Source organism: Alteriqipengyuania lutimaris, from assembly GCF_003363135.1.
GTDB classification, from domain to species: domain Bacteria; phylum Pseudomonadota; class Alphaproteobacteria; order Sphingomonadales; family Sphingomonadaceae; genus Alteriqipengyuania; species Alteriqipengyuania lutimaris.
The window spans coordinates 1,479,061-1,504,207 of the sequence record NZ_QRBB01000001.1 but is presented as its reverse complement, the minus strand read 5'-3'; the positions used below and the strand labels follow the sequence as shown (position 1 = coordinate 1,504,207).

At 63.5% G+C, this 25,147-nt stretch carries 15 protein-coding genes; 3 read left to right on the top strand and 12 right to left on the bottom strand.

Going from position 1 to position 25,147, the window contains the following annotated elements; translation table 11 throughout:
• Positions 1 to 2: 2 nt before the first annotated feature.
• The 3 genes from DL238_RS07150 to DL238_RS16335 all read right to left on the bottom strand — a co-directional run bounded on the left by DL238_RS07150 (position 3) and on the right by DL238_RS16335 (position 4,179).
• Complete coding sequence (locus tag DL238_RS07150; RefSeq protein WP_115492818.1) at positions 3 to 2,093, bottom strand: malate synthase G; 2,091 nt, start codon at positions 2,091 to 2,093, stop codon at positions 3 to 5.
• Positions 2,094 to 2,222: 129 nt separating this feature from the next.
• Entirely contained in the window at positions 2,223 to 3,665 is a 1,443-nt protein-coding gene (locus DL238_RS07145; RefSeq protein ID WP_115491625.1) for a class II fumarate hydratase, read from the bottom strand.
• A 190-nt stretch (positions 3,666 to 3,855) separates the two neighbouring features.
• The gene (locus DL238_RS16335) at positions 3,856 to 4,179 is read right to left on the bottom strand and encodes a helix-turn-helix domain-containing protein (protein ID WP_234031003.1); all 324 of its coding nucleotides are present in this window, start codon (positions 4,177 to 4,179) and stop codon (positions 3,856 to 3,858) included.
• A gap of 171 nt (positions 4,180 to 4,350) precedes the next feature.
• Here DL238_RS16335 and DL238_RS07135 point away from each other — a divergent pair, with 171 nt between their 5' ends.
• The 3 genes from DL238_RS07135 to DL238_RS07125 all read left to right on the top strand — a co-directional run bounded on the left by DL238_RS07135 (position 4,351) and on the right by DL238_RS07125 (position 6,904).
• Entirely contained in the window at positions 4,351 to 4,689 is a 339-nt protein-coding gene (locus DL238_RS07135) for a P-II family nitrogen regulator (protein ID WP_115491624.1), read from the top strand.
• Positions 4,690 to 4,700: 11 nt separating this feature from the next.
• A complete protein-coding gene (locus DL238_RS07130; RefSeq protein ID WP_115491623.1) occupies positions 4,701 to 6,041 on the top strand; it encodes an ammonium transporter in 1,341 nt (446 codons plus the stop codon).
• Positions 6,042 to 6,145: 104 nt separating this feature from the next.
• Positions 6,146 to 6,904: a TorF family putative porin gene (locus tag DL238_RS07125; RefSeq protein WP_115491622.1), complete on the top strand. Its 759-nt coding sequence runs from the start codon at positions 6,146 to 6,148 to the stop codon at positions 6,902 to 6,904.
• Positions 6,905 to 7,020: 116 nt separating this feature from the next.
• Here DL238_RS07125 and DL238_RS07120 read toward each other — a convergent pair whose 3' ends face one another.
• The 9 genes from DL238_RS07120 to DL238_RS07080 form a co-directional block, all read right to left on the bottom strand.
• Positions 7,021 to 8,106 carry a phytase gene (locus DL238_RS07120; RefSeq protein WP_234031002.1) on the bottom strand — a complete coding sequence of 362 codons (1,086 nt, stop codon included), beginning with the start codon at positions 8,104 to 8,106 and terminating at the stop codon, positions 7,021 to 7,023.
• On the bottom strand, positions 8,070 to 10,901 hold the full coding sequence (locus DL238_RS07115) for a TonB-dependent receptor (RefSeq protein WP_115491620.1): 2,832 nt from the start codon (positions 10,899 to 10,901) through the stop codon (positions 8,070 to 8,072). Before DL238_RS07115 ends, DL238_RS07120 begins: the two co-directional genes overlap by 37 nt.
• Before the next feature lie 161 nt (positions 10,902 to 11,062).
• Positions 11,063 to 12,418 (bottom strand): glycosyltransferase family 2 protein, encoded by a 1,356-nt coding sequence (locus DL238_RS07110; RefSeq protein WP_234031001.1) that lies wholly within the window; start codon positions 12,416 to 12,418, stop codon positions 11,063 to 11,065.
• Positions 12,419 to 12,486: 68 nt separating this feature from the next.
• Positions 12,487 to 13,464, bottom strand: coding sequence for a HEAT repeat domain-containing protein (locus DL238_RS07105; RefSeq protein ID WP_115491618.1), 978 nt, complete (start codon positions 13,462 to 13,464; stop codon positions 12,487 to 12,489).
• Positions 13,461 to 14,594: a YaiO family outer membrane beta-barrel protein gene (locus DL238_RS07100; RefSeq protein WP_115491617.1), complete on the bottom strand. Its 1,134-nt coding sequence runs from the start codon at positions 14,592 to 14,594 to the stop codon at positions 13,461 to 13,463. The genes DL238_RS07105 and DL238_RS07100 overlap by 4 nt, the downstream gene beginning before the upstream one ends.
• Positions 14,594 to 14,962, bottom strand: coding sequence for a response regulator transcription factor (locus tag DL238_RS07095; RefSeq protein WP_115491616.1), 369 nt, complete (start codon positions 14,960 to 14,962; stop codon positions 14,594 to 14,596). Before DL238_RS07095 ends, DL238_RS07100 begins: the two co-directional genes overlap by 1 nt.
• 108 nt (positions 14,963 to 15,070) lie before the next feature.
• Entirely contained in the window at positions 15,071 to 18,562 is a 3,492-nt protein-coding gene (locus tag DL238_RS07090; protein ID WP_115491615.1) for a CHASE domain-containing protein, read from the bottom strand.
• Between the two features lie 277 nt (positions 18,563 to 18,839).
• Positions 18,840 to 21,590, bottom strand: coding sequence for a M16 family metallopeptidase (locus tag DL238_RS07085; RefSeq protein WP_115491614.1), 2,751 nt, complete (start codon positions 21,588 to 21,590; stop codon positions 18,840 to 18,842).
• Positions 21,591 to 21,680: 90 nt separating this feature from the next.
• Positions 21,681 to 25,124 carry a TonB-dependent receptor gene (locus DL238_RS07080; protein ID WP_147290998.1) on the bottom strand — a complete coding sequence of 1,148 codons (3,444 nt, stop codon included), beginning with the start codon at positions 25,122 to 25,124 and terminating at the stop codon, positions 21,681 to 21,683.
• Between the last annotated feature and the right edge of the window lie 23 nt (positions 25,125 to 25,147).

Genomic DNA, 25,147 nt, shown 5'->3' with positions numbered 1-25,147 from the left:
ACTCAGCTGCCCGCCTTAACCTTCTGGCGATAGGCGTGCAGCAGCGGCTCGGTATAGCCGCTGGGCTGCTCGGTCCCTTCGAAGATGAGCGCGCGCGCGGCCTGGAACGCCAGGCTGTTCTGCGGATCGTCGGCCATCGGGCGGTAGGCCGGATCGCCCGCGTTCTGCGCATCGACCTTCTTCGCCATGTCCAGCAGCACCTCGTCGACCTCTTCGGGGCTGGCCACGCCATGCTCCAGCCAGTTGGCGATATGCTGGCTCGAAATGCGCAGCGTCGCGCGGTCTTCCATCAGCCCGACATCGTGGATGTCGGGCACCTTGGAACAGCCCACCCCCTGATCGACCCAGCGCACCACGTAGCCAAGGATGCCCTGCGCGTTGTTTTCCAGCTCGGCTCGGATCTCGTCCGCCGACCAGTTCTCGCCATCGTGCAGCGGGATCGTGAGCAGGTCGGAGAGCGGCGCAATGCCTTCCTTCGCGCGTTCCTCCTGCCGTTCGAACACGTCGACAAGGTGGTAATGCGTCGCGTGCAGCGTGGCGGCGGTGGGCGACGGGACCCACGCGGTGTTCGCGCCCGAAAGCGGGTGGCCGATCTTCTCGGTCAGCATGTCCGCCATGCGGTCGGGCATGGCCCACATGCCCTTGCCGATCTGTGCCTTGCGCGACATGCCGCAGGCGAGCCCGATCTGCACGTTGCGATCCTCGTAGGCGGCGATCCACGGCGTCTGCTTCATCGCGCCCTTGCGCTTCATCGCGCCGCCGCGCATCGCGGTGTGGATCTCGTCGCCCGTGCGGTCGAGGAAGCCGGTATTGATGAACATGATCCGGTCGCGCACTTCGTAGATGCACGCGGCCAGATTGGCCGAGGTGCGCCGTTCCTCGTCCATCACGCCGACCTTGATCGTGTGGCGATCGAGCCCGAGCAGGTCCTCGACCGCATCGAACAGGTCGTTGGTCATCGCGCATTCCTCGGGCCCATGCATCTTGGGCTTCACGAGGTAGATCGAGCCTGCTCGGCTGTTCGACAGGGCGCCGGTCCGCTTGAGATCGTGGCAGGCTATCGTGGCGGTCATGATCGCGTCGAGGATGCCCTCGGGTGCCCCGCCCCCATCGGGCAGGGTCACCGCAGGCGTCGTCATCAGATGACCGACATTGCGCGCCAGCAGCAGGCTGCGCCCCGGCAGGGTGAAGCTGTTGCCGTCGAGATCGACATATTGCCGATCGGGGTTGAGCGTGCGGGTCATCTCCTCCCCGCCCTTCATGAAGGTTTCGCGCAGATCCCCCTTCATCAGGCCGAGCCAGTTGGAATAGCCCAGCACCTTGTCCTCGGCATCGACCGCCGCGACCGAATCCTCGAAATCGCAGATCGTCGAGATCGCTGATTCCATGACGATGTCGGCCACGCCCGCCTTGTCGGTCTTGCCCACCGGATGATTGGGATCGATCACGATTTCGATATGCAGGCCGTTGTGGCGGATCAGCCAGTTGTCACCATTGCGGCCCACGAGTTGCGCGGGCGCCTTCAGTTTCGGCTCGCCGCCGTCCCAGTTTCGCCATAGCTGGTCCTGGAGCGGGACCGCGCGATCGAGGAATTGGCGCCCCCAGTCGATCACCTGCGCGCCGCGCTCGGGATCGTAGCCGCCCTTCGCAGGCTCGCCCGGGATCGCATCGGTGCCGTAAAGCGCGTCGTAGAGGCTGCCCCAGCGCGCATTCGCTGCGTTGAGGAGGAAGCGTGCATTGAGCACGGGCACGACGAGCTGCGGCCCCGCGATCTGCGCGAGCTCGGGGTCGACGTTCTGCGGATCGACCGTGAAGCTCTCCGGCTCGGGTACGAGATAGCCGAGATCGGTCAGGAAGGCGCGGTAGGCTTCGCCATCGACGGGCGCGGGATTCTCGCGATGCCATGCGTCGATCTTCGACTGGATCGCCTCGCGCTTTTGCAGAAGATCGCGGTTGCGCGGAACGAAGCGGTCGAAGATGTCTGCCGCGCCCGTCCAGAAGCGATCCGCGTCCAGATCGAGGCCAGGCAGCACATGCGCCTCGACAAATGCGGCCAGTTCTTCGGCAACCTTCAAACCCGCTATCTCGCGCATGGCCATTCTCTTCCCTTCCTTGTCGCTTCAGCGTCTTTCGGACCCGCTTGGCGCGAGCGATGGGCGCGAGTCAAATGCGGATGAGGTCAGCGCCGCCCCTGCCGCTACGGCACACTGCGTCGCGAAATTCTAAGCCCCTGCCAGCCCTTCACCGATCATGCTCGCCGGCTGAACGAGCCGGTCGTAGTCCTTTTCGCTGATCTTCCCGCTCGCGATCGCTTCCTCGCGCAAAGTCGTGCCCTTCGCGGCGGCAGCTTCGGCAATATGCGCTGCGTCGAGATAGCCGATCTCGGGCACCAGCGCGGTGACCAGCATCAGCGAGCGATCGAGATGCTGCTCGATCCTCTCGTCGTCCAGCCGTGTCCCCTCGATGGCATGTTCGCGAAAGCTTCCGCAGCCATCGGCAAGCAGCCTGATCGAATGGAGAATATTGGCTGCGACGACGGGTCGCATCGCGTTGAGCTGCAGGTTGCCGAAGCTGCCCGCCATCGCATTGGCGCTGTCGTGGCCGATCACCTGCATGGCGACCATCATCAGCGCCTCGCTCTGGGTCGGATTGACCTTGCCCGGCATGATCGAGGAGCCCGGCTCATTCTGGGGCAAATTGAGCTCGCCGATCCCGCAGCGCGGCCCGCTCGCAAGCCATCGCACATCGTTTGCGATCTTGATCAGCGACACCGCCAGTCCGCGCAGGGAGGCGGACAGTTTGACCATCGGGTCGAGCGTTGCCTGGGCATGAAACTTGTTGGTCGCGGTGCGGACTGGCAGCCGGGTGAGCCGCGCGATTTCCTCCGCGACATCCTCGGAAAATCCGTCGGGCGCATTGAGCCCGGTGCCCACCGCCGTGCCGCCAAGCGCGATTGCCATCAGGCCCTCGCGCGCGCTTTCGATTTCCCCGATGGCGCACCGCAGCGCCTCGGCCCAGGCACTCCATTCCTGCCCTACCGACAGCGGCACCGCATCCTGCAGGTGGGTGCGCCCGATCTTCGGCCGGTCCATCCACTCATCCGCCCGCGTCTCGATCGCATCGGCGAGCGCGGCGATCTCGGGCAGCAGCCGAGCGTCGAGCTCACCGATCGCGGCGAGATGCATCGCGGTGACGAAGCTGTCGTTGGACGATTGGCTCTTGTTCACATTGTCGTTGGGCGCGACCGGTTTCTGGCTGCCGAGTTCGCCGCCCAGCAGCTGTATCGCGCGGTTCGCGACCACCTCGTTGACGTTCATGTTGGTCTGCGTGCCCGATCCGGTCTGCCAGACGCGCAAGGGGAAATGATCGTCAAGCTCGCCCGCGATCAGTTCCTCGCACGCCTGTGCGATGGCATCGTGCTTGTCTTGCGCGATCAGCCCCGCGCGCAGGTTCACGGCAGCAGAAGCCTTCTTCACGTAGCCATAGGCGCGGCACAGCTCGATCGGCATGCGGTCCTCGCCGATAGCGAAATAGGTGAGCGAGCGCGCGGTCTGAGCGCCCCAGTAACGGTCTGCGGGTACGCGAACCTGGCCCATCGAATCGAATTCGACCCGCTCGCCCTCGCTGTCGATGCCGACCGGCATGTCGCGGTATTCGTGGCCCATAGTGGTCTGGCAGTCCTTGTTCGGCTTCTGCTTGGAGAACCGTGACCATGGCCCGCCGTTCCCTTGCAGGGGGCGCGGGGGCCGGGTTTGTGCCAAAGCGGCGCGCGCAAGACGGAGCTCGGGCGCACGGTCGCCGCCGTCGTGGTAAGGCGTCGAACCCCGATCGCCACAGCTGGCGCGCCAGACGCCCCTACGCTTCCGGCCGGCCTTCGCGACCTTCGAGAATCTTCAGCAGGCGAAGCAGCTTTGCGATCGGACGCGGTACTCCGATGCGCCCGTCGAGCCACAGGCTGACGGTCGAGCGATCGACTCCGATCGCCCGGGCGAGAGCCGATTGCGAGGCGCAGCCGAGCGCGTCCATCACCTGGCGCAGTTCATCGGGACGCATGGAATCGAGCAGGGGATCGGACGAGCGGGCCGACCTCGCCTCCACTTCATTCGCACCTGCGGGATAGCGACTCGCGCCTGCAGCACGGTGTGAATTTTTCACGCCCCCGATATTGCTCTCGGCCATGCCTAACCCTCTCATTTCAGCCTCTTGAGCCAAGCTGGACCCTCGCACCTAACCGATTGACCGATTGCCGCAATTTGTGCGATGCATCATAAATGACAAAACCATGACCCTTCAAGCAAGATTTGGAGGGCTCGGTGGACGTCTGCTGAAATTTAGCTGCCAGGGGGGCTCATGAAGCTAATTGTCGCCATCATAAAACCGTTCAAGCTCGACGAGGTGGTCGAGGCTCTGACCTCGGTGGGGGTCACAGGGCTGACCGTTTCGGAATCCAAGGGTTTCGGCCGGCAGAAAGGCCATACCGAAGTCTATCGCGGCGCCGAATACGACACGAGTTTCGTCCCCAAGGTGCGGGTCGAGACCGTTGTTGCCGACGCCGTTGCCGCCAAGGCGGTCGAAGCCATCGCTGCGGCTGCCAAGACCGATGCCATCGGCGACGGCAAGATTTTCACGCTCGACGTCTCGTCCGCGCTGCGCATCCGCACGGGCGAAACCGACGACACCGCGCTTTGAGGGGGCCGAACATGACCAAGCTTTCCATAGGATCGATTGCCGCCGCAGGCCTTGCCGCCTTCGCCGCAACGCCTGCCTTCGCGCTTCAGGCGCCGGCCGAAACCGTCGAAGCCGCGGCGACCATCGCCAAGGGCGATACCGCCTTCATGATCATTGCCACCGTGCTGGTCATGCTGATGATCGTGCCCGGCCTCGCGCTGTTCTACGGCGGCCTCGCCCGGACGAAGAACATGGCCTCTGTCCTAACCCAGGTGCTCGGCGTCGCCTGCCTCGCGATGATCATCTGGGTTACCTACGGCTATTCGATGGCGTTCGGTGACACCGGCAACCGGTTCATCGCCGATTTCGGCAAGGTCTTCCTGAAGGGCGTCACCTCCGATTCGGGCGCGGCGACCTTCACCGACGGCGTCGAGATCCCCGAATACATCTTCATCGCCTTCCAGATGACCTTCGCTGCGATTACCGCGGCGCTGATCGTGGGCGGCACGATGGAGCGGGCCAAGTTCTCGACCATGATGGTGTTCACCGCCATCTGGCTGACGATCGTCTACTTCCCGATCGCACACATGGTGTGGGCGACCGGCGGGCTGATCTTCGAATGGGGCGCGCTCGACTTCGCCGGTGGCACCGTGGTCCACATCAACGCGGGCGTTTCCGCGCTGGTCGGCTGCCTCATCCTCGGCAAGCGGGTGGGCTACCCGAAAGAGCCGATGCCCCCGCACTCGCTGACCATGACGCTGATCGGCACGGGCCTGCTGTGGGTGGGCTGGTTCGGCTTCAACGGCGGTTCGGAACTGGAAGCCGACGGCGTTGCGTCGCTCGCGGTGCTCAACACCTTCGTCGCCACGGCTGCGGGCGTGCTGTTCTGGATGCTGGGCGAGACCATCAGCGGTCGCAAGGGCTCGCTTCTGGGCGGCTGCTCGGGTGCCATCGCCGGCCTCGTCGCGGTGACGCCGGCGGCCGGCAATAGCGGGCCGTTCGGGGCGATCCTGATCGGTGCAGCTGCTGCGCTGGTGTGCTTCTGGTTCGTCACCATGCTCAAGCCCAAGCTGGGGCTGGACGATAGCGCGGATGTTTTCGGCATCCACGGGATCGGGGGCATCGTCGGCTCGCTCGGCACTGCCTTCACCATGATGCCGGGCCTCGGCGGACCGGGCGAAGCGGATTACAACGCAGGCGCGCAGTTCATCATCCAGGCAATGGGTGTCGGCGTCGCGATCGGCTGGGCCGCGGTGGGCGCGGCGATTGCATGGATCATCGCCAAGCTGGTGACCGGCGGGCGCGTCTCCGAAGAGCTGGAGCGCGACGGGCTCGACCTCAGCGAACACGGGGAGCGTGCCTACAACTACTGACTTACGCAATGGGCCGGAGGGGGCTCGCGATCCCGACAATCAGATCGGGACGCGGCCCCGGTCGGATGAGGGGGGAGAGGGCGATTTTCAGAGGAGAGAAGACAATGCGTTTTTCCAGGATTGCCCCGGCGGCACTGCTCGCCACCACAATGTTCGCCAGCCCTGCGCTGGCGCAGGATACGCCGGAGTCGCAGTCCGCCGATGCCGGCGCATCGGAGAGCGCGAGCGAAAGCCCGTTCTCGATCAGCGGCAACGTATCGCTCGTTTCCGATTACCGCTTCCGCGGGGTCTCTTTCTCGGACGAGGATATTGCCGTACAGGGCGGCATTGATTTCGGCCACGAAAGCGGTTTCTATGTCGGCGCCTGGGCCTCTTCGCTGGAAGACAGCGCGCTGTACGGCCATACCGAGCTTGACGTTTACGGTGGCTGGTCGGGCGAGGTATCGCCGGGACTGACGGTCGATGCGGGCCTGCTCTACTACATCTATCCCAATGGCGAGGATGCCGCAGGCGACAGCGACTATTTCGAGCCCTACGCATCGGTCAGCGCAGGGCTCGGCCCGGTCGAGGCGACCGTCGGCGCGGCCTATGCGTGGGACCAGGATTCGCTCGGCGGCGACAACATCTATGTCTACGGCGATCTTGGCACGGGCATTCCCGATACCGGGATCAGCCTCGCAGCCCATCTGGGCTATTCGGAAGGCAGCCTCGACTACGGTTCGGGCGGCTATCTCGACTGGTCCCTGGGCGCGAGCTACAGCTACGAGATCCTCACGCTCGGCATCGCCTATATCGACACAGACCTGCCCGATGTGCCCGGTCAGGACGGGGCGGTGGTGTTCTCCATCGGCGCCAGCTTCTAGGCTTCTCGCTTCGGGGGCGCATGCAGGGCCCGCCGCTTGTCGAAGCGGCGGGCCTTTCTTTTTGCATCAAGCGTGAGGCCCCTCCCCCGGCTCGTTGCCGCATTACGCGATGCAGCTCAGGGGTTTGTGGATGCGGGCGATTTCAGAGCTTCCAGAACAGCGCCCCATGGCACCAGCTTGAAGTTCTGGGCGGAGGGCGGGTTGATTCCGTCCTGCGCAATGAACAGGCCGTCCTCATACCCCGGCCCGAAATCGCGCGGATCGAGCGCGATACCGTCCGTTTCCTCTACCGCACCAAGCGTGCCCTGCGCGACGCGGAAACGACCCAAAGGCCGCATGCCCGGCAGCTCAAAGACCGCAAAGGCACTGTCACCCTGGCTCGAGGCCACGAGATAGCCACCATCCTCACCGTCGGGCGCGAGCGCCAGCCCTTCGACATCGGCGACGAGCAGGGCATTATCGACCGCAGCGACCAGACGCTTGTCGCCTGTGGTTGTGTCGATCGCCCAGATGCCAGCCGCCTCTTCGCCGACGTAAAGCGTGGCGGTGCGCGGATCGACCACGCAGCCTTCGGGCTGGCTCGGCACGGTCGCGAGGATCGAGGTCGTATCGCTGACCGCGGTGCCCTCCAGTGCTATGCGCGTGCGGTAAATCGTGCCATTCTTCGGTGCGCTGAAGATGTCGACCGTTCCATCCGCTGCGGGTTCGCCCATGCAGATGCCGTAGCCTTCGCCCTCGCCCACTGCGACGCGGGCAATGCGCGTGAGCTGCCGCGACTGCGTATCGAGCATCGCCAGCAGGATGTGAGCCTGCGCCGGATCGGTGCGGTCGCTGGCTGCGACCAGCACCCTGCCATCGGGCAGCTCGACCAGATCGACATTATTGTACAGCCCGCCACCGAGGAACGCGAGATCGCGTCCTTCCAGATCGTAGACGTGCAATCCGGCCTTCTTGTCGGTGCCCACGATCAGGCTCTTCGCCGGATTCGCCGCATTGCGCCAGATTGCGGGATCGTCCGCCGCATCGTCGTTCGTGGTGCCGACCGGCTCGGTTTCCGCCGTGGCGAAGACCGGCACTGCGGGATCGCCCATGATGGGTGTGGTCGCACATCCTGCCGCCGCCAAAGCGAAGCCGACGGCGAGGAGCGAATTGAGCCCCGCGCGCATCAGAAGGTCACCCGCGCGCCGAATTTCATGGTCCAACTATATTCCTCGTACTGATAGATGTTCTGCCGATCGGCGAGCCGGTTATACGCGAAATACTCCGCATCATTAATATTTACCCACTCGTAATAGAGCTGGATGTTCTCGCTTGCCCGCAGGCGCGCACTGAAATCGAGCTGGAAGTGGCTGTCGACATAGCGGTCGAATTCCGGCCCATCCGCATTCACCTCGTCGAGGTAATCGTCACGATAGGTTCCGGAGAGACGCAGGCTGACCGGCCCCTTTTCGTAGCCGAGCACCCCGTTGAACGTATGCTTGCTGGTGGCGGGCAACGGGATTTCCCGGAAGTTCGTCACATTCGCAATGTCGGAGACGTCGCCGTCGATTACCTCGCCGCTGGCGTCGGTATAGGTGTAGTTCGCCTGGACGAGGAAGCCGGAAAGCAGGCCGGGCAGGAAATCGAGCTGCTGGTAGAAGCCGACCTCGACTCCGAAGACCTCGGCGCTTTCGCCGTTGATGGCATATTCGGCCTCTTCGAAATCAACACCCTGCAGCGTACCGGGCGTGTCGATCACCAGCGGGACGATGTAGTCTTCGATGTCCTTGTAGAATGCGGCGAGCGTGATCGCGCCATTGCTAGAGAAGTAATATTCCGCGCTCGCATCGAGGTTCCATGCCTTGAAGGGAAACAGATCGGGGTTGCCGATGACCGCTTCATCATCCTCGTCGATCTCGACGCGCGGGGCGAGCAGTTCGAGCGTGGGACGTACGAGGCTGCGGTAGCCCGCCAGGCGCAGCACCAGCGGATCGCTCGGCTGGAAACGCAGGTTGAAGCTCGGTAGCCACTGCTCGTAATCGCGCTCGAAGGCCTGCGGGGTGACGAGCACGGTGTCGTCATCGGCTACGGTGCCGTCGGGCAGGGTCTGGCCGCCTTCGAACACCGCGACCCGGTTGCCGGCAAGCTCGTTATCGGTCCGCTCGTAGCGCACGCCGGCGATCGCCAGCAGCGTGTCGGATTCCCAACGGCCGAGCAGGTAACCGGCGAGAATGTCTTCATCGACGACGAAGTCCTCGTTGTTGCTGTCGACGAGCGAGTCGATCTCCTGCAGTTCGAAATTCTCGCGCTGGCTCTCGAAGATGCCGCGCGCCCCGCTGTAGTTGGGGACCGGCGAGATGTCCGCAAGACGGTAGGTCTGCGGGAAACCGACGACATCGGCGAGCGTGTAGGCGTCGCTCTCGTAGAATTCGATCTCGCCATTGAAGCGCTTCTCGCGCCAGCGGCCCTTGAACCCTGCTTCGACCGAGAACGTGCCACCATTGGTGAAGATGTCGTAGCCGAGATCGAACCGGCCCGTGAATTCCTCGTCCTCGGCGTCGGACAGGGCCGTCAGCTCGATCTCGTCCAGACCGTAAAGCTCCGGGTCGACGAAGTCGGCATTGTTTCCCGTCACGTTGAACTGGGGAATGCGTTCGTCGGAATAATCGAACGCGACCTCGAAGCCGCTATCCTCGAAATCCTGCGCGAACACCGCCGGGTCCAGCGAATTGTCTTCGCGCTCCGACGATTTCGCCCAGCTGAGCGAATAGTCCGCGCGAAGATTGCCGAACTGGCTTTCGCCACCGAAAACGACGGTGCGGATTTCCTGCCGTTCGAAGCGATCCTTCACGTCGCGCTCGACAGTAGCCTCTGCGCCGATGTCATCAAACGTCGCGGTGGTGCCGCTGGCGCTCACATTGGAATCGCCCAGATCGAAGATCAGGCGCCGGCGCGATTCCTGGTCATCGAAGCGGCTGTAGACACCCTTGAGGTAGAGCTCCGTGGTCTCTCCGAGGCGCGCATCGAAGCCGAGAGTGGCGCTGAAACGCTCGCGCTCCACGTCATAGTCCCGGTATTCGACGGTTTCGGCATAGGGGACGCCATCGTCGTCCTGCCAGTCGTCCGCTTCGACATTGTCGGTTTCGAACTGCCGGTTGTAGAAGGAGGCACCGCCCGTGATGCCGAAATTGTCGGACAGTCGCACCGCGAAATCGCCGCTGATGTCGGGAGTCAGCTGGTCGGCGAGGTCATTGTAGCTTCCGCCCAGCTTGACCACGAGCAGATCGTCTTGCCGGTCGAAGGCGCTGGTGGTCTCGATCTCGATCGAGGCGCCGATGGTGTCGGCGTCCATGTCGGGCGTGAGCGACTTCTTGACCTCGATCGATTCGATGATCTCGTTCGACACGACATCCAGCGCCACGGCGCGAATGTCGCTTTCCGGCGAAGGGATGCGCACGCCGTTGACCGACGTCGCATTGAGGTTCGGATCGAGCCCGCGCACCGCCACGAAGCGCCCCTCGCCCTGGTCGTTGAGGACGTTGATGCCGGGGAGGCGGCGCAGGCTTTCCGCCACGTTCTGGTCGGGGAACTGGCCGATCGCGTCGCGTGTCAGCACGTCGCTCACCCCATCGGCGTTCTTCTTGCGAGCGAGCGCGCTCGCCTGGTTGGCGGCCTGGCCGATGACGAGGATCGATCCGGTTTCGCTGCCGAGGGCGAAATTGCTCTGGACGCGACCAGTAGCCGGGACCGTGACGGTCTGACTTACCGGGTCCGCCCCGATATACTGCGCGACGACCGTGTATGTCCCTGCCGGAACGTCCTGGAAGAGGTAGCTGCCGTCGCGTTCGGTCGTCGCGCGCCGGTCCAGTTCCTCGATCCGCAGTTCGGCTGCTCGCAAAGAGGCCGTTTCGGTCGCGTCGACGACCATGCCACCGATCTCCCCCGCAATAGCAGGCGTCGCGATTCCGACGGCAAGGGCGAACAGCCCCACCCGCGACGTCAATCGGATTGTCTTCATTCTCAGTTCCCTCCGGGTCCGGTTTCACTGGCCGGATAGGAGCGATGAATGACGAGCCGACGTAGGCTGGATGACGGTTCGGGGACGGTGCGGTGACCAAACGATGACGCAGCACCGCTCGCCTTGTGGCGCACGTCGAAGGCCCCAGCGCCTACGAAGCGTCAGGAACTGGTGAAACCGACCCGTGGCACGGCGGCCCAGGTGCTGTCTTTCCGGAAGAACCGAAGGATGCCGTTCAGGCGGTACCAGAGATTGATCTGGCGATAGCCGAAGTTCTCGAGCACCGCTGCAACGCCGATCCTCAGCAGATCCCGCGCCGACGGTGTGCGTCTGAGCTGCTGCTCCTCAAGGACGAGTGTCCCCAGGCTGAGCGCGCACCCGAAGACGACCGACACGAAGAAGAACGCGATCGCCATCATCGGATCGAGCAGGCCCAGCAATGCGGCTGCAGGCAGGACGAGGTAGCCGAGCAGTTCGGCGGGGGGCCCGAGAATGTCTTCCAGCACGATCTGCGGCATCGCGAGCAGGCCGATCCTCCCGTATCTCGGATTGCCGATCATCCCGCGATGGCGCGTGAGGGTTTCCAGCGCGCCCTGCTGCCATCGCGCGCGCTGATTATCGAGACCGCGAAGGGCGGCAGGCGCTTCCGTCCAGCAGACGATATCGGGCACGAAGGCGATGCGATATTTGCGCCCCTTGTCGCGCATGAAACGGTGCATGCGCACGACCAGCTCGAGATCTTCGCCGACCGTATCGTGCCGGTAACCGCCCATCTCCACCAGCGTCGAGCGACGGAACAGCCCGAATGCGCCGGAGATCAGCGTCAGCGTGTTGGTATGGGCATTGGCGACACGATTCATCAGAAAGGCGCGCAGGTATTCGACGATCTGGAAACGGGGCACCATTTCCTTGGCAATACCGATCTTCTGCAGCGATCCGTCCTTGATCGTGCAGCCATTGGCGATGCGGATCGCGCCGCCCACCGCGATCAGGCCTTCGCCGTCGTAGATGAAGGGTTCGGCCGCTCGGAGCAGGCCGTCGGGTTCGATGATCGAATCCGCATCTATGACGCATACGAGCGGGGTCCGCGCGAACCCGATTCCGGCGTTGGCGGCATCGGCCTTTCGCCCGTTCTCCTTGTCCACGACCAGCAGGTTCGGATAGCGCGGCGAGCGATAGGTTCCGCGGATCCTGGTCTGCTGCAACTGCGCGATCTGCGTCGATTGCGCCTCGTACATGTCGAACGATCGGATCAGCTGGCCCAGCGTATCGTCCTTCGATCCATCGTTGACCACGATGACTTCGTGCTCGGGATATTCCAGTGCCAGCAGCGCCTTCACGCTCTGCACGATGGACAGCTCCTCGTTGAAGGCTGGCGCAATCACCGAAATGGGAAGGGACAGGTCGGCGTAGCGATGCCAGAGATCGCGGGCGCCCTCGCCCGGCTTCACGCGGGTCATGAACACCCAGGCTGCGATCAACAACTGCACCAGCGCAACGATATTGCGAAGCGCCACAACGAGAAAACATGCGGACGCAATCCAGACTATCCCGGTGCCAGCAGCATCCAAGGTTCCAGCCCAGCTCATGCGACGTTGGACTCCTGCGGTGGAACATCCACGGCGGGTGCAAGCTGCCTCAACGCCTGCTCGGCGCGCAGGCGGACCCACAATTCGGGATCGTGCAGCAGCTGGGTCATTGCCGGCACCGCCGTACGTAGTCCGAGGCGAACACTCGCCGCGATTGCGTGCAGCCGAACCGAGGGCACGCGATCCGCGAGCCCCATCATGATCCAGCGCCTCGCCGCAGGATGACCGAGCCGCGCGGAGGCGCGCATTACCGCACAACGGATTTCGGAGTCGGGATCTTCGGACGCCCTGTCGAGCGCATCGATCGCGCCCATGTATTCCGACCAGCCGAGCGCGTCGATGACCTGCACTCGCCAGGCATCGGGCAATTCGTCCTCGAGCAAGATGAGCATCTGTTCGGGATAGACGGATGCCGCCGATCGGAGCAGTGCGATGTCGAGCCGGGTCGGCTGCCGGCGCAGTGCCTTCAGGAGGCGCAGGATCTCTCGCGGGGGCGGAAGCGAACCATTGGCAGCGAGAGCGAACGCAGCTTCAAGGCGGACGCGCTGGCTATTGTCGGTGGACATCATCTCTCGCAGTCGGCCGATACAGACTTCGCTGCCGAAACGTTGCATCGACTGGATGGCGTTGATGCGCCTAGCTCGAAAGAGGCTGTGAGAGATACGGAGGGTTTCCCTCAGCACACCGTCGAGTTCTGCGATCTGCATAAGGCGCGTGCGTTCGCCCCCCCTGAGCAGGGGGAGTATTCGCGAGATTGCCTTTAGCCGGGCCTGGCGGGACCAGGCGCTTTCCTCCGGCACCTTGTGGCCGGCCACCCGCTGCAGATAGCTGCGGGTTATCGCCGAATCACGTTTGTCCCGGCGGGCACGGTTTCTTTCCGAGACATGGCGACGCAAGACGAGAAAGAGGAAGGCAAGAGTGATCGCGCCCGCGGCAAACGCGGTGGCCAGAACGATGTGCTGATACAGCGTCATCGCGCTTCGAACCGATAAGTCAGCGTGACTGTGCCCGCATAGCGGCGATAGCTGTCTTCGCGGTTTTCATAGCTGCCGACGCCATTGAGCGCGAGAGTATCGGTCACGGGAACACGAACGCCCGCCGCCACGCTGCGCAGCTGCCGCAGACCGTCGGCCTCCGCATCGGGATAGCTGGCGGCGATCAGGAAAAGCGAGGTTTCACGCTCGCGGCCGTAGTCGAGCCTCACCGATCCACCCAGGCGATAGCCATCGTCGCCGCCGAAGATGTTGATTGCCTGGCCCGTGAGCGCGAAGTCCCGATCGAGCGCGAGGCGCAGGCCGGGCTGGACTGCGGCGATGGTGCCCGTATCGTAGTCGGCGGCACGAAGGTCGATCAGCGCCGTCACTGTTTGCGTCGCCCGCAACTCTCCCCCCGCACCGACGCTCCATCGTTCCTGAAAATGGGGAGCGGGCACCGCTGTTGCAGCGACATATACGAACCCGTCGGCAAGACGGTGGTCGATGCGCGCGCTTAGACGCGTATCGATTGCGGCGCGCTCCTCCCGCCTTGCGCCGAGCGTGATCGTATCCTCACCGGAGACGTCGAAAGCGGCGACCAGCGTCTGGTCGTTCCAGGTCTGACTGAAACCGTTCGCCGTCGTGATATCGGAAATTCCGGCACCGATCGAAATCGCTCTCATCCGAAAGCCATTGCCCGCTTCCTGCCGCGCGAGGGCCGCAGTCAGCTGGTCCAGTTCGGGATAGTCGGGATCGCGCGCGGAAATGGCGGCGGCGGCGCGCTGTGCTGCCGAAACCTCTCCACGCCAGTACAGGATATAGGCCCGGGCAAGCGCGACATCGAGATCGTCGGGCGCCAGTCGCGTGGCCGCATCGATCCGTTCCTTCGCCCGATCCAGCCGCCCGTCACCGGCTTCGACCATCGCGAGGCGACGCAGGAGATCGGGATCGTCGGGCGACGCTGCGAGCAGGGGCAGGAGGATTTCCCGCGCACGCTCGAAGTCGCCTCCGGCATAAGCTTGAGCCGCGGTATCGAGCCTTTGCGCACGAGGGGTGTCGGGCTCTTGCGCTGCGAGCGGCATGCTCAGGATGCCGAGGATGAGCGCGAAGGTTCGACGGGCGCGGTCCATCAGGGAGCTTCGACGAGTCCGGATATGCGGACCAGCAGCTCCTGCGGGATGAAAGGTTTGGTAAGATATTCCGCGGCGCCGCTTTTGAGACCGGCGACGATATCCGCTTCTCCGTCCCGTGCGGTCAGCATGACCACCGGGATATGCTTCAGCTCGGGATCGCCCTTGAGCGCTGCCAGAACCGCTGGACCCGACATGATCGGCATCATGGAATCGAGCACGATCAGGTCGGGACGACTTTCCCGCGCTGTCTCCAGGGCCAGTCCGCCGTCTTGAGCAACCACCACCGAATGGCCCGCCCCTTCGAGACGGAACTTGAGAATCTCGACTAGGATCGGATCGTCGTCGGCGATGAGGATGTCAGCCATTTTTCACTCCTTTTATCATCGAGTTATAGCGGGTCGAAGTGAACGCGTTCTTAAACATATGAGGTTGGAAGCAGGTCTCGCAATGCCTGCACACGGCGCGAATCGGGATCAGACGGTGGTCGGACCCGGCAACAGCCGCTCGCGAACTGCCTCCAACAAGGCCAATGCCTGCCCCATATCTCCTGCGTCTTTCAGGCCATGCTGGCTCGCCCGGCAGAAGTCGCCGAGCTCTTGCTGCCCGAAATAGGCAGCCACACCGGCGATCTGGTGCAGCAGGCCTGCGATTTCGTCTCTCTCGGCCTCCGTCAGCGAACCTTGGCCGATAGCGGCGTCGATCGCCTCGATCGCAGCCACCTTCCTGTCCGCGAACATCGCATTCAGACGCGGGTCGGTTTCCTGCTCGAAGGGCTCCTCGACCGGCTGCGCCCTGCTCTCTATGCGTGGGGACCATTGGCCGATCGCGGCACACAGCGCCCCCATCCGAAGCGGCTTGGCGAGGTGCCCCTGCATCCCGGCGTCCATGCATCGCTGGATATCGTCGGAATAGGCATTGGCCGTCACGGCGATGATCGGAAGCGCCTCTTTTTCAATGCCCGCGTCGCGAATGGCGCGGGACGCCTCGAGACCATCCATGTTCGGCATCTGCATGTCCATCAGGACCATATCGAAAGGCTGCCCCTCGCGGTTGGCCCGTACGACCGCCTCGACAGCCTCGTGCCCATCCCGCGCGAGGCTGCAGTCGTGCCCACTCTTCTCGACCATGGCCATCGTCAGTTCCTGGTTCACGGGGTTGTCCTCTGCGATTAGGATCTTCAGCCGAACCGTGTGAGAACAGGTTTCGAGCGGGGCCGCCACGGGCTCGGACACAACGTCCTCGTCGCTTTCCCGAAAAGGCAGGCTGAGGATGAAGACGGAACCCTTGCCAAACTCGCTTTCGGCCCGAAGCTCGCCGCCCATCAGTTCGGCGAGCTCGGCACTGATCGGAAGACCAAGGCCAGTGCCGCCATACCGCCGCGCGGTCGTATCGTCGGCTTGGGTGAATTTGCCAAAAATGCTCTCCAGACGATCCTCGGCAATCCCTATCCCGGTATCGCGCACCGTGATGAAGATCATGTCCGCTTCGTCGGCCTTGCGGCGGCTGATCGAAGCCGAGATTTGCACCTCGCCCTCCTCGGTGAACTTGAGGGCGTTGCCCAGCAGGTTCAGGACGATCTGGCGCAGGCGCATCTTGTCGATCTTGATGCGGGCCGGGACCTTCGGGTCGATCTCGAGGATGAGCCCGATGCCCCGCTCCCTCGCAACGGGTTCCATCAACCGCTGGCAGCTTCCCAGTGTGTGCCGAAGATCGGTCGGTTCGCTGACGATCGCCATCTGCTTGGCCTCGATCTTCGCGAAATCGAGTAGATCGTTGAGCAGCCTGAGCATCGCGTTGCCCGAGTCCGCGATCATCTGCAGTCGCCGCTTCTGCTCGGGCACCTTTTCTTCCGCCAGCGCCAGTTCGGTGAACCCGAGAACCCCGTTCATCGGCGTGCGGATCTCATGGCTCATGTTCGCGAGGAAGCTCGACTTCGCCCTGTCGGCGGCGCGCGCCTCCTCGATCGTTTCGGTCAGCCGTTCGCGCATCTGCGTCTCATCGGTCCGGTCGATGATGACGCCTATTAGAGCGGCGGGCTCGCCATACTCGTCCGTTTCGACGCGCCCGCGGACCTCGACGTGACGCAAGTCGCCCTTGGTCGTCAGAAGCCGCGCCTTGAAACGGTACGATACGTGCGTCGTCATCGCCGCCTCGAGCGACTCCTCGACGATGCTGCGGTCGTCCGGATGGTAGAACTCGATCGCCTTTTCGAGCTCCGGCGTATCGCCTGGCTCGAGCCCGTGAAGCCGATGAACTTCGTCGGACCAGCGAATTTGATGGGTGGCGAGGTCGAGATGCCAGTGCCCGATATGTGCGGTTGCCTCCGCCAGTTCGAGCATGCGGTTGCGCTCCGCCAGCTCCGCAGTCGCTTCCTGTACCTCGCGAAGAACATGGCTCTCCCGCCGGATAAAAATCACGAGGAGAATGCCGAGCAGAATGGTGATCGTGAACCCGCTGAAGAGGGCAAGCACCGGCGCACTGGAAAGAGAACGGTTCTCGAAAGCGCGAAGGCTAGACCAGCGGAGGGTGAATGGTTGCCCTGCCATGCTGATAGTCCTCAAGGCTTCGAAGCGTGGGTCTTCGGCCACCTCGTCGCTTGCGTAGAGGAGCGCCTCTTCAAGGGGCTCGTCGCCATGAAAAACCTCGAACGCGAAGTCAGTCCCCTGCTGCGGGGTCAACCCGGTAAAAAGTTCTTCCGCCACCAACGGGGCGAAGACCCATCGGCCGGTCGGCTGGCCCGCTTCGTCGAGGATGGGGCTTACCAGCAGGAAGCCCGCTCCCTGGTCCTCATCCTGCACCAGCACGATCGGGCGGGTCAGGACCGGATCCTGCCGTGCAGTCGAAAGCGCAATCGCCTCGCGCCGCCCCTCTTCGAAAGCGAGATTCAGACCAAGTGCGGCCAGATTTTCGGACAGCGGTTCGACGCGGTTGATGATGAAATGCCGGCTGCGGTCGACCTGCGGATGCACCGCAAACCGGTCACCGAACTCCCCGGCGAACCGTTGCCTGAACTCGGCCAGATCATCATCCGCGACTTCCTCGAACACTCCGAATCCGTGCATCCCGGGATAAGTCCGCTCGATATCCAGCCGGGCGACATATTCTCGCCATTCCGACGGCGTGGGCGCGCCATTGACTGTCACGAAGGCTGCCCCGCCCTCCAGAGCCCGCTGATAGATCTCCAGACGATAGCGCAAGGCACCATCCGTGGTTGCCGCCATCGCGGCAAGGTTGGCCTCCGCCTGATTATACTCGCGTTCCGAGAGGAACTGCCAAGCATAGAAGGTGAGCAGCAGGGTACCGGCAAGGCTGAGCGCGACGAGGGTGCTTGCCCCCTGGAGCGACCGACCGCGCCAGCGGACGGCGACGGGCGACCTGCTGGACAACAGCAGGATCGGCAAAATCAGGGATACGCCAAGGACATCGCCTGCATACCAGGTTAGCCAGTTACCGGTAACCATCGAAGGGTCGATCGCCCCCGCGACGAGCAGCGTGGACACGCCGATCGTAGGCGCAATAAGGCATGGGAGGACGACGACCAACACTAGAGCGACCACAAGCCGCCGCAAGTTGGCAAGCTCTAAGCCAGCGTTAAACCGCCGGGCCATCGCGAGCCCCGCCACAGCCTGCAAGCTGGCTCCGACCCCCAGCGCCGTCGCAATCGCGAAGGCCGGCCAGCTTTCTGCGAGGGTAGTCGAACCACCGGAGGCCATTATGGCGTTCAGCGCGAAGGAGCCGAGCCAGACCCCGGGCCAAACCCGGCTACCGCGCACCAGCAAGGCACAAAGGGCAACGCCCGATGCCGGCCAGACGATCGTTGCGTAGCCCGGAGGTACGGCAAGCGAGATGCCGATATAGCCCCCAACGAAGTAGCCGATGGCCAGCAGAGCGACATCGCGAACGAGCCTCAGGTCGAGACCTCTGCGTGGCATATCCTCGCGCATATCTGTCTGTATCTGAACCATACTATCCCGGATACGAGCGTAGCCTCTCTGTGTATCGGGGGTAAGGACGGAAAGTTAACAAGTCCGAAGGGAAATCGCGCCGACGCTGCCAACCGGTCAACCTGGGCGTGAACTCAGGCTTGCCCCCGCCTTGCAATCGGCAAAGCGAAACGCCCCGCTGCAAGCAGCGAGGTGTCTCATGAGCTTGGTATGGCCACAGGCGCGCCTCGCACGGTCTCGCCATGCGTCGCCCCTTGCTTCCTATGTGCTTGCGGAGCCTAGACCCTGCGAGGATGGATTATCGCACGACCTTCCCATCCGGCGCACGAACCTCGACCCGCCCCAGACCCAGCCTTCGAACATCGTCCTCGATTTTCGAAAGGTCGCCCACGATAACCCACGTCATCGCCTCGGGATCGAGCAGCGAGGAAACCTGCGTTATCCGCCCCGGCGTCATCGAAGCATAGCGATCAGGCAAGGTTTCGATCCAGTTCACCGGATGGTTGAAGCGATCGACATATTGCAGATAGCCCACCATCGCACTGTTGGTTTCGAAGCGATCGGACAGGGTCAGCACCTCGCCACGGCGGACGAGTTCCAGTTCGGCTTCGCTGGCGGGGCGCTCACCCGTGATGCCATCGAGTTCCTTCTTGATCTCCACCAATGCGTCTTTCGTTTTGTCGGTCTGTACGCTGGTGGAAATCTGGAAAGCCTGCGGCCCGATGGCCGAGGAAATTCCGCTCCCCGCGCCATAGGTCCAGCCCTTCTCTTCGCGCAGATTGGTGTTCAGCCTTGACGTGAAGCCGCCGCCAAGCACGGAATTGACGATGTCGAGATCGAAATTGATCGGGTCGAGGCCGCTGGGCATGATCCGTCCCACGCGCAGGACCGACTGGATCGCGCCCGGCTTGTCGACCAGGATGACGCGAGGTGCATCCTGGGCGGGCAGCTCATCCACGTTCTTTTGCCCCAAAGGCGATTGCGGAGCCTTCCAGTCTCCGAAGGCGTCTTCCAGTTCGGCCATGACGGTATCGAACCCCGAGGCGCCAGCGGCATAGATCGTCGCGTTGTCGGGCCGGAGGTAAGCATCGTAGAAGGCCGTCAGGTCGGCGCGATCGTAGCTTTCGATCACCGCGCGGCGGTCGCCCAGGCGTGTCGCATAGGCATGATCCTCCCCGTAGATGACGCTGCCGAAGGCATCGGATGCCAAGCCATCGGGATTGTTTTCCGACTGCGCCAGACGCGACAGCGCCTGCGCTTTCGCGCGCGCGATATCCTCCTCCCGGAAAGCCGGATGGCGGATCATGTCTGCCCAAAGGTCGATCGTTTCGGGAAGATTGCGCACCAGCGCGGAGGCCACCGCCGTCGTCGTGTCGACACCGCCCGTGGTATAGATGCGCGCGCCGAGCCGCTCTTCCCGGTCGGCCAGTTCGTTGCCGGTCAGGCTCTGGGTCCCTTCATTCAAAAGTCCGTTGGTAAAGCCTTCGATCCCGTCCTTGCGCCCCAGATCGGCACTGCTCCCGGCATCGAAGGTCATCGACATGTCGACCGTCGCCGTGCCCGGGCGCTCGGCGAAGAGGACCTTGATCCCGTTGGAGAGCTTGCCTTCACGCACCGCCGGCAAGGTCAGTTCGGGGTAGCCTTGCAGGGGCGGCAGCTGCGTGCGGTCGGCACCATCTGCCCCTGCCTGACGATCCGGGGGTGGGACGACCGTGAGCTGATAGTTCGGGCGATTGAGCCATTCGCGCGCGGCATCGCGCACATCCGTCGCCGTGGTCGCCTCGATCTGCGCCTGATCCTTCAGGTAACTTGCTGGATCGCCATCGAACACGAGGCCACCGGCCAGCGTCATCGCCTTGACGAACAGCGATTCCCGCGCACGGACATTATTGCTGTACCAGCCGGTTTTCGTCCGCTCCATCTCCGCCTCGCTCGGCCCTTCTGCAAGAAAGTGATCGATCTCTTCACGCAAGACGGTTTCCGCCTCGGCCGGGTCCACCCCCTCTTTCAGCCGCATGCCGATCTCGAACACACCGGCCAGCTGGTAGCTTTCGTAATTGGCGAAGACCGTCGTCGCCAGTTCACGGTCGACCACCAGCGCCTGGTTGAGACGCGACAGACGCCCCGAGCCGATCAGGCTGGATGCGAGGCGCAGGGCCGGACCGACGTCGCTGTCCTGGCCCGGAACCGGCCAAGCCCACGAGATCGCGGTCTGCGGCACGGCTTCCTCGACCACCTGAGCCTTGGTCGTGTCGAGCAGCGGGAGGTCCTGGGTGAGCCGCGAGACCGCCGGGCCGGGCGGGACCGCGCCGAAATACTTCGTCACGAGCCTGCGGGCGTCTTCCACCGAGATATCGCCAGCCAGGCTGACGACCGCGTTCGAGGCGCCGTAATAGTCCTTGAACCATCCGTGCATGTCGTCGAGCGAGGCCGCATCGAGGTCTTCCATCGATCCGATGACCGAATGGTTATAGGGGTGACCGGCGGGGAACAACGCCTCGTTGCGAAGTTGCGCCATCGACGAGTACGGACGGTTCTCGTAGGTCCGCTTTTCGTTCTGCACCACGCCACGCTGTTCATCCAGCTTGGCCTGGGTGACCGCGCCCAGCAGGTTGCCCATGCGGTCGGATTCCAGCCACAGGACGCGCTCCAGTCCGCCGGTGGGCACGACCTCGAAATAATAGGTCTGGTCGTAGCTGGTTGCGCCGTTGACCGCTGAAGCGCCGATTTCCTGCAAGGGCGGGAAATACTCGTCGTCGCGGTTTTCCGATCCGTTGAACATCAGATGCTCGAACAGGTGGGCATAGCCGGACTTGCCATCGGGTTCGTTCATCGACCCGACATGATACCAGACCGCGACCGCCACCTTGGGCACGCTGTGGTCCTCGTGCACGACGACACGCAGGCCGTTGGGCAGAGTGAACTGCTCGAACGGGATTTCGTCCTGCTTCTGAACGGATTCGACGGTCGGCTGGGCGGTGGCCGCCTGCGGCGACATGGCAGCGATGGCTATGGCAGCGAGCGGCAGCGCGAGAATGGAAGATTTCATCGGGGGTGCTTTCGGTTCAGCCCCCCGCCAACGTGCCGCAATGGAGGCACGTTGGCGGGCGACGGGAGGTTTGCTTGCGATCGGCGAGGGTCAAAAAGTGACGGAGACGCCCAGTTTGAAGCGGCGGCCGCCGAGGTAGGTGGCGCGGTTGTAGTACCGCGGCACGCCCATTTCCCCGCCGAAGCTGTAGGCAACATCGGGATCGCCGGTGCCGTTCAGCAAGTCGTTCGCCTCGAAGAATATCCGCAGGTTGGCAAAGTCCGGGCGCAGGTAATAGGCGATGCGGAAATCGAGCGTTTCGGCCGCCTCGCTGTAATCGCTGAGACCGCGCGGACGGAACAGCGCCAGCGCACGCGACTGGTAGCCGTAGGTCAGGTTCGCATCGATATCGTACTTGGCATAGGTCAGCGCCGCGGTGCCCGAATGCTGGGGCTGCTCCACGAACGGCAGGCCGGTGAATTCATACACAATGTCCGGCGCAGGTTCGTAGGCATAGGTATAACGGTCGGTGCGCGAACTCTGGGTATAGGTGTAGTTGAGGTACACGCCGAAGCCGCCCCAGATACCGGGCAGGAAGTCGAAACGGCGCTCCGCCTGCGCCTCGACCCCCCACAATTCGGCCACATCGTCGCTGTTCACGGGCGTGCCGCCCGTGATGAAGACCGAGTTCGGGTTGGCGGGATCGAAATAGGGGGGCCCGTTGAAATAGGGGTAATCGGGCAGCGTGATCGCATCCAGCACGGCGGGGCCGTTGGTTATGTTGGTCTGCAGCAGATTGTCGATCCGCTTGTAGAACCCGCTCAGCTTGAAGATGCCGATGCCCGAATAATACTCGGCGCTGATGTCGAAATTGTCGGTCTTCGCAGGCTTCAGGTTGGGGTTGCCGCTGTTGATCTGGAGGATCGGTTTCACACCCTCCGGGCCGGGAATCGGGAAGTTGATGAAGGCGATCCGCGTTTCGGACGAGAGCTGGCCGATCGAAGGGCGCGCCACCGACAGGAAATAACCACCCCGGAAAATGAGATCGTCGCTGGCGCGGTAGTTGAACAGCACGCGCGGCAGGAAATCCTCCGCCACCGCTTCCTCGGTCACCAGCCGGGTGAACTCGTTCTGGAAGATCAGGTCGTTGCCGATGCCGCCGCCGTTCTCCGGCAGGATCGGCCCGGTGTAGACGGGGAAGACGAGATTGGTCGCCGCCAGCTTCGTGCGATTGAAGCGTACCCCGCCCACGATCTCGAGCTTGCCGATATCGACCCGTGCCTGCACATAGGCCGCGAGATTTTCCTCTTCGGTCTTCTCGTTCTCCTGGTCGGGATTGGGGACGATCGGATTGATCGTCAGCCCGGTGGTGGAGAGGTAGCTTTCGAGGTTGTCGGCCAGATCGCGCACTGAGTCCTCGCTCAGCACGAGAAAGCCCGCATCGTCGATCCCGATGCGCGAAAGGTCCGAGGGCACGAATTCCAGCCCGAGCGAAGTGACCGGCACGTTCCCGCCGATCTGGCTGCGCACCAGGTTGCTGGTGAACGAGGTGTTTTCATAGAACACCCCGGCCTCCAGATAGTTGAGGAAACCTTCACCCGGCGTCCAACGGACCGATCCGCTTGCCGTGTAGCGATCATTGCTGCCCGAAAAGTCGTCGAACTGGCCCGACGCATTGTCGATCGTGAAGCCCGACGGGTCGTTGATCAGCGCCCGGCCGGCATCGCTCAGCAGCGGAAGGGGGATGCCTTCCCCGCTACGCGGGCCGAAGCCGGTGAGAATGCGTCCGGTCACGGGATCGATCGCCCCGGGTGCGAACAGATCGGCGGTGGCATCCGCCTCGGGCATGCGCAATTGCACCCCGAACTGGCGCGGATGGCTTTCGGTGCCGCGCGCATAGCCCGCCAGATAATTGATGGTGAAGCGCCCGGCCTCGGTGCGGCCCTTGAAGCTGAACGTGTCCGTGATCTGCTTCACGTCGGGGTCGTAGCTGTAGGATTGCGTGCGCTGGATCGCCTCGTTTCCGGGGTCCAGAGGCAGGATCAGTTGCGCCTCGCCGCCACCTGCCGGCACGACATATTCGGCCAGGGTCGTGAAGGTGTCGGTGAGCGAGAAGAAGGTCGAGTTGGACTGCGAGTGCTGGTAGTCGAACTTCAGGTTCGTCCCGTCGCTGACCTGCCATTCGGCGGAAAGGGTACCTGCAAAGGTCTCGTTCTCGTTGTTGTAGAATGTGGTGTTGACGCCCGAGGGGAAGACGCGGTCGTCGCCCGGCACGAAGGGAAAGATTGCCAGCGGATCGACCGCCTCCGGTGCGGTGATGGGCTGCCCGTTGGCATTGAGCGGCAGCGCGGTGCCGAAGGCCAGCCGCCCTCCGTTCGACCCGGCGTTGTAGCCGATCGAGCGGTTGCTGTTCTGCCGGTACTGGACAGAGGCGCTGAGCCCGAAATTGTCGCCGAAGGTGCCCGAGACCGTCCCCGAGGTGAGGAAATCATCCGCGAAATCGTCGGGCGTGAAGCCCCCTTCGACGAGCAGGCTGGCATAGCGCCGCGGCCGATCGAGCGGAGACAGCGTCTCGATCTCGATGAGGCCGCCCGTGCCCGAGGAATCCTGGCTGGGAAGGAGCGACTTGTGGATCGTGATCTGCCCGACCGAATCCGCCAGCAGGTTCGATAGATCCGCCGATCGGCCCGTGCCGTTGCCGACCGGCAGGTTGAGCCCGTTCAGTTTCACGGCGTTCATGTCGGGCTCCAGCCCGCGCACGATCACATTGGTGCCATCACCCGTTACGCTGTTGCGCTGGAAGGCCACGCCGGGCGCGCGGCGCAAGGCCTCGGCAAAGGTCGTGCCGGTGAAGTTTCCCAGATCGTCCGCCGAAATGACATCCGAACTGTTTTCGGCCGTGCGCTGGACATTGAGCGCGTTGGCCCGGGCGCTGCGCGAGCCGTAAACCAGGATTTCGTAGCCCTCCGACTGGGGCTGGGCGAGCACGATCGCCAGATTGCGAGCTTTCTCGCTACCGACGCTGATGCTCTGGTTGACCGTTTCGTAGCCTAGAAACGATATCTCCAGCGTGTAGTCGCCCGCCGGAACATTCGCGAAGCGAAAATCGCCGAAGCTGTCGACCGCCGTCGTCTGCCCGGTCTCCACGATGCGGACCAGCGCGCCTTCCAGCCCGCGTCCGCTGTTGGCCCCGGTGACCGATCCGGAAATCGCGCTGCGCCCGCTCGTCGCGCTTCCCTGCGCGGCGGAGGACACGACGAAAGCACCGCTGCTGGTGCGCATCAGTGTCAGACCCGAACCGGCCAGGATGCGTTCGAAGGCGGTCTGTGCCGTAAAGGTACCGCGGATGGCCGGAGCGCGGCGACCGGCCACATCCTGTCCGTTATAGACGACGTTGGTGCCCGTCCTTTCGGCAACGGACGTCAGCGCATCTCCCATCGGCTGTGCCGGAAGATCGAAGCTGTAGGTGGTTTCAGGTGCAACCTGAGCATACGCCGCCGTGCTGATCGTGGCAGCACCGATGGCAAGCAGAGAGGTAGTTAGTGAACGGTACAATTCGGCCCCCTTCAAAAAAGGGC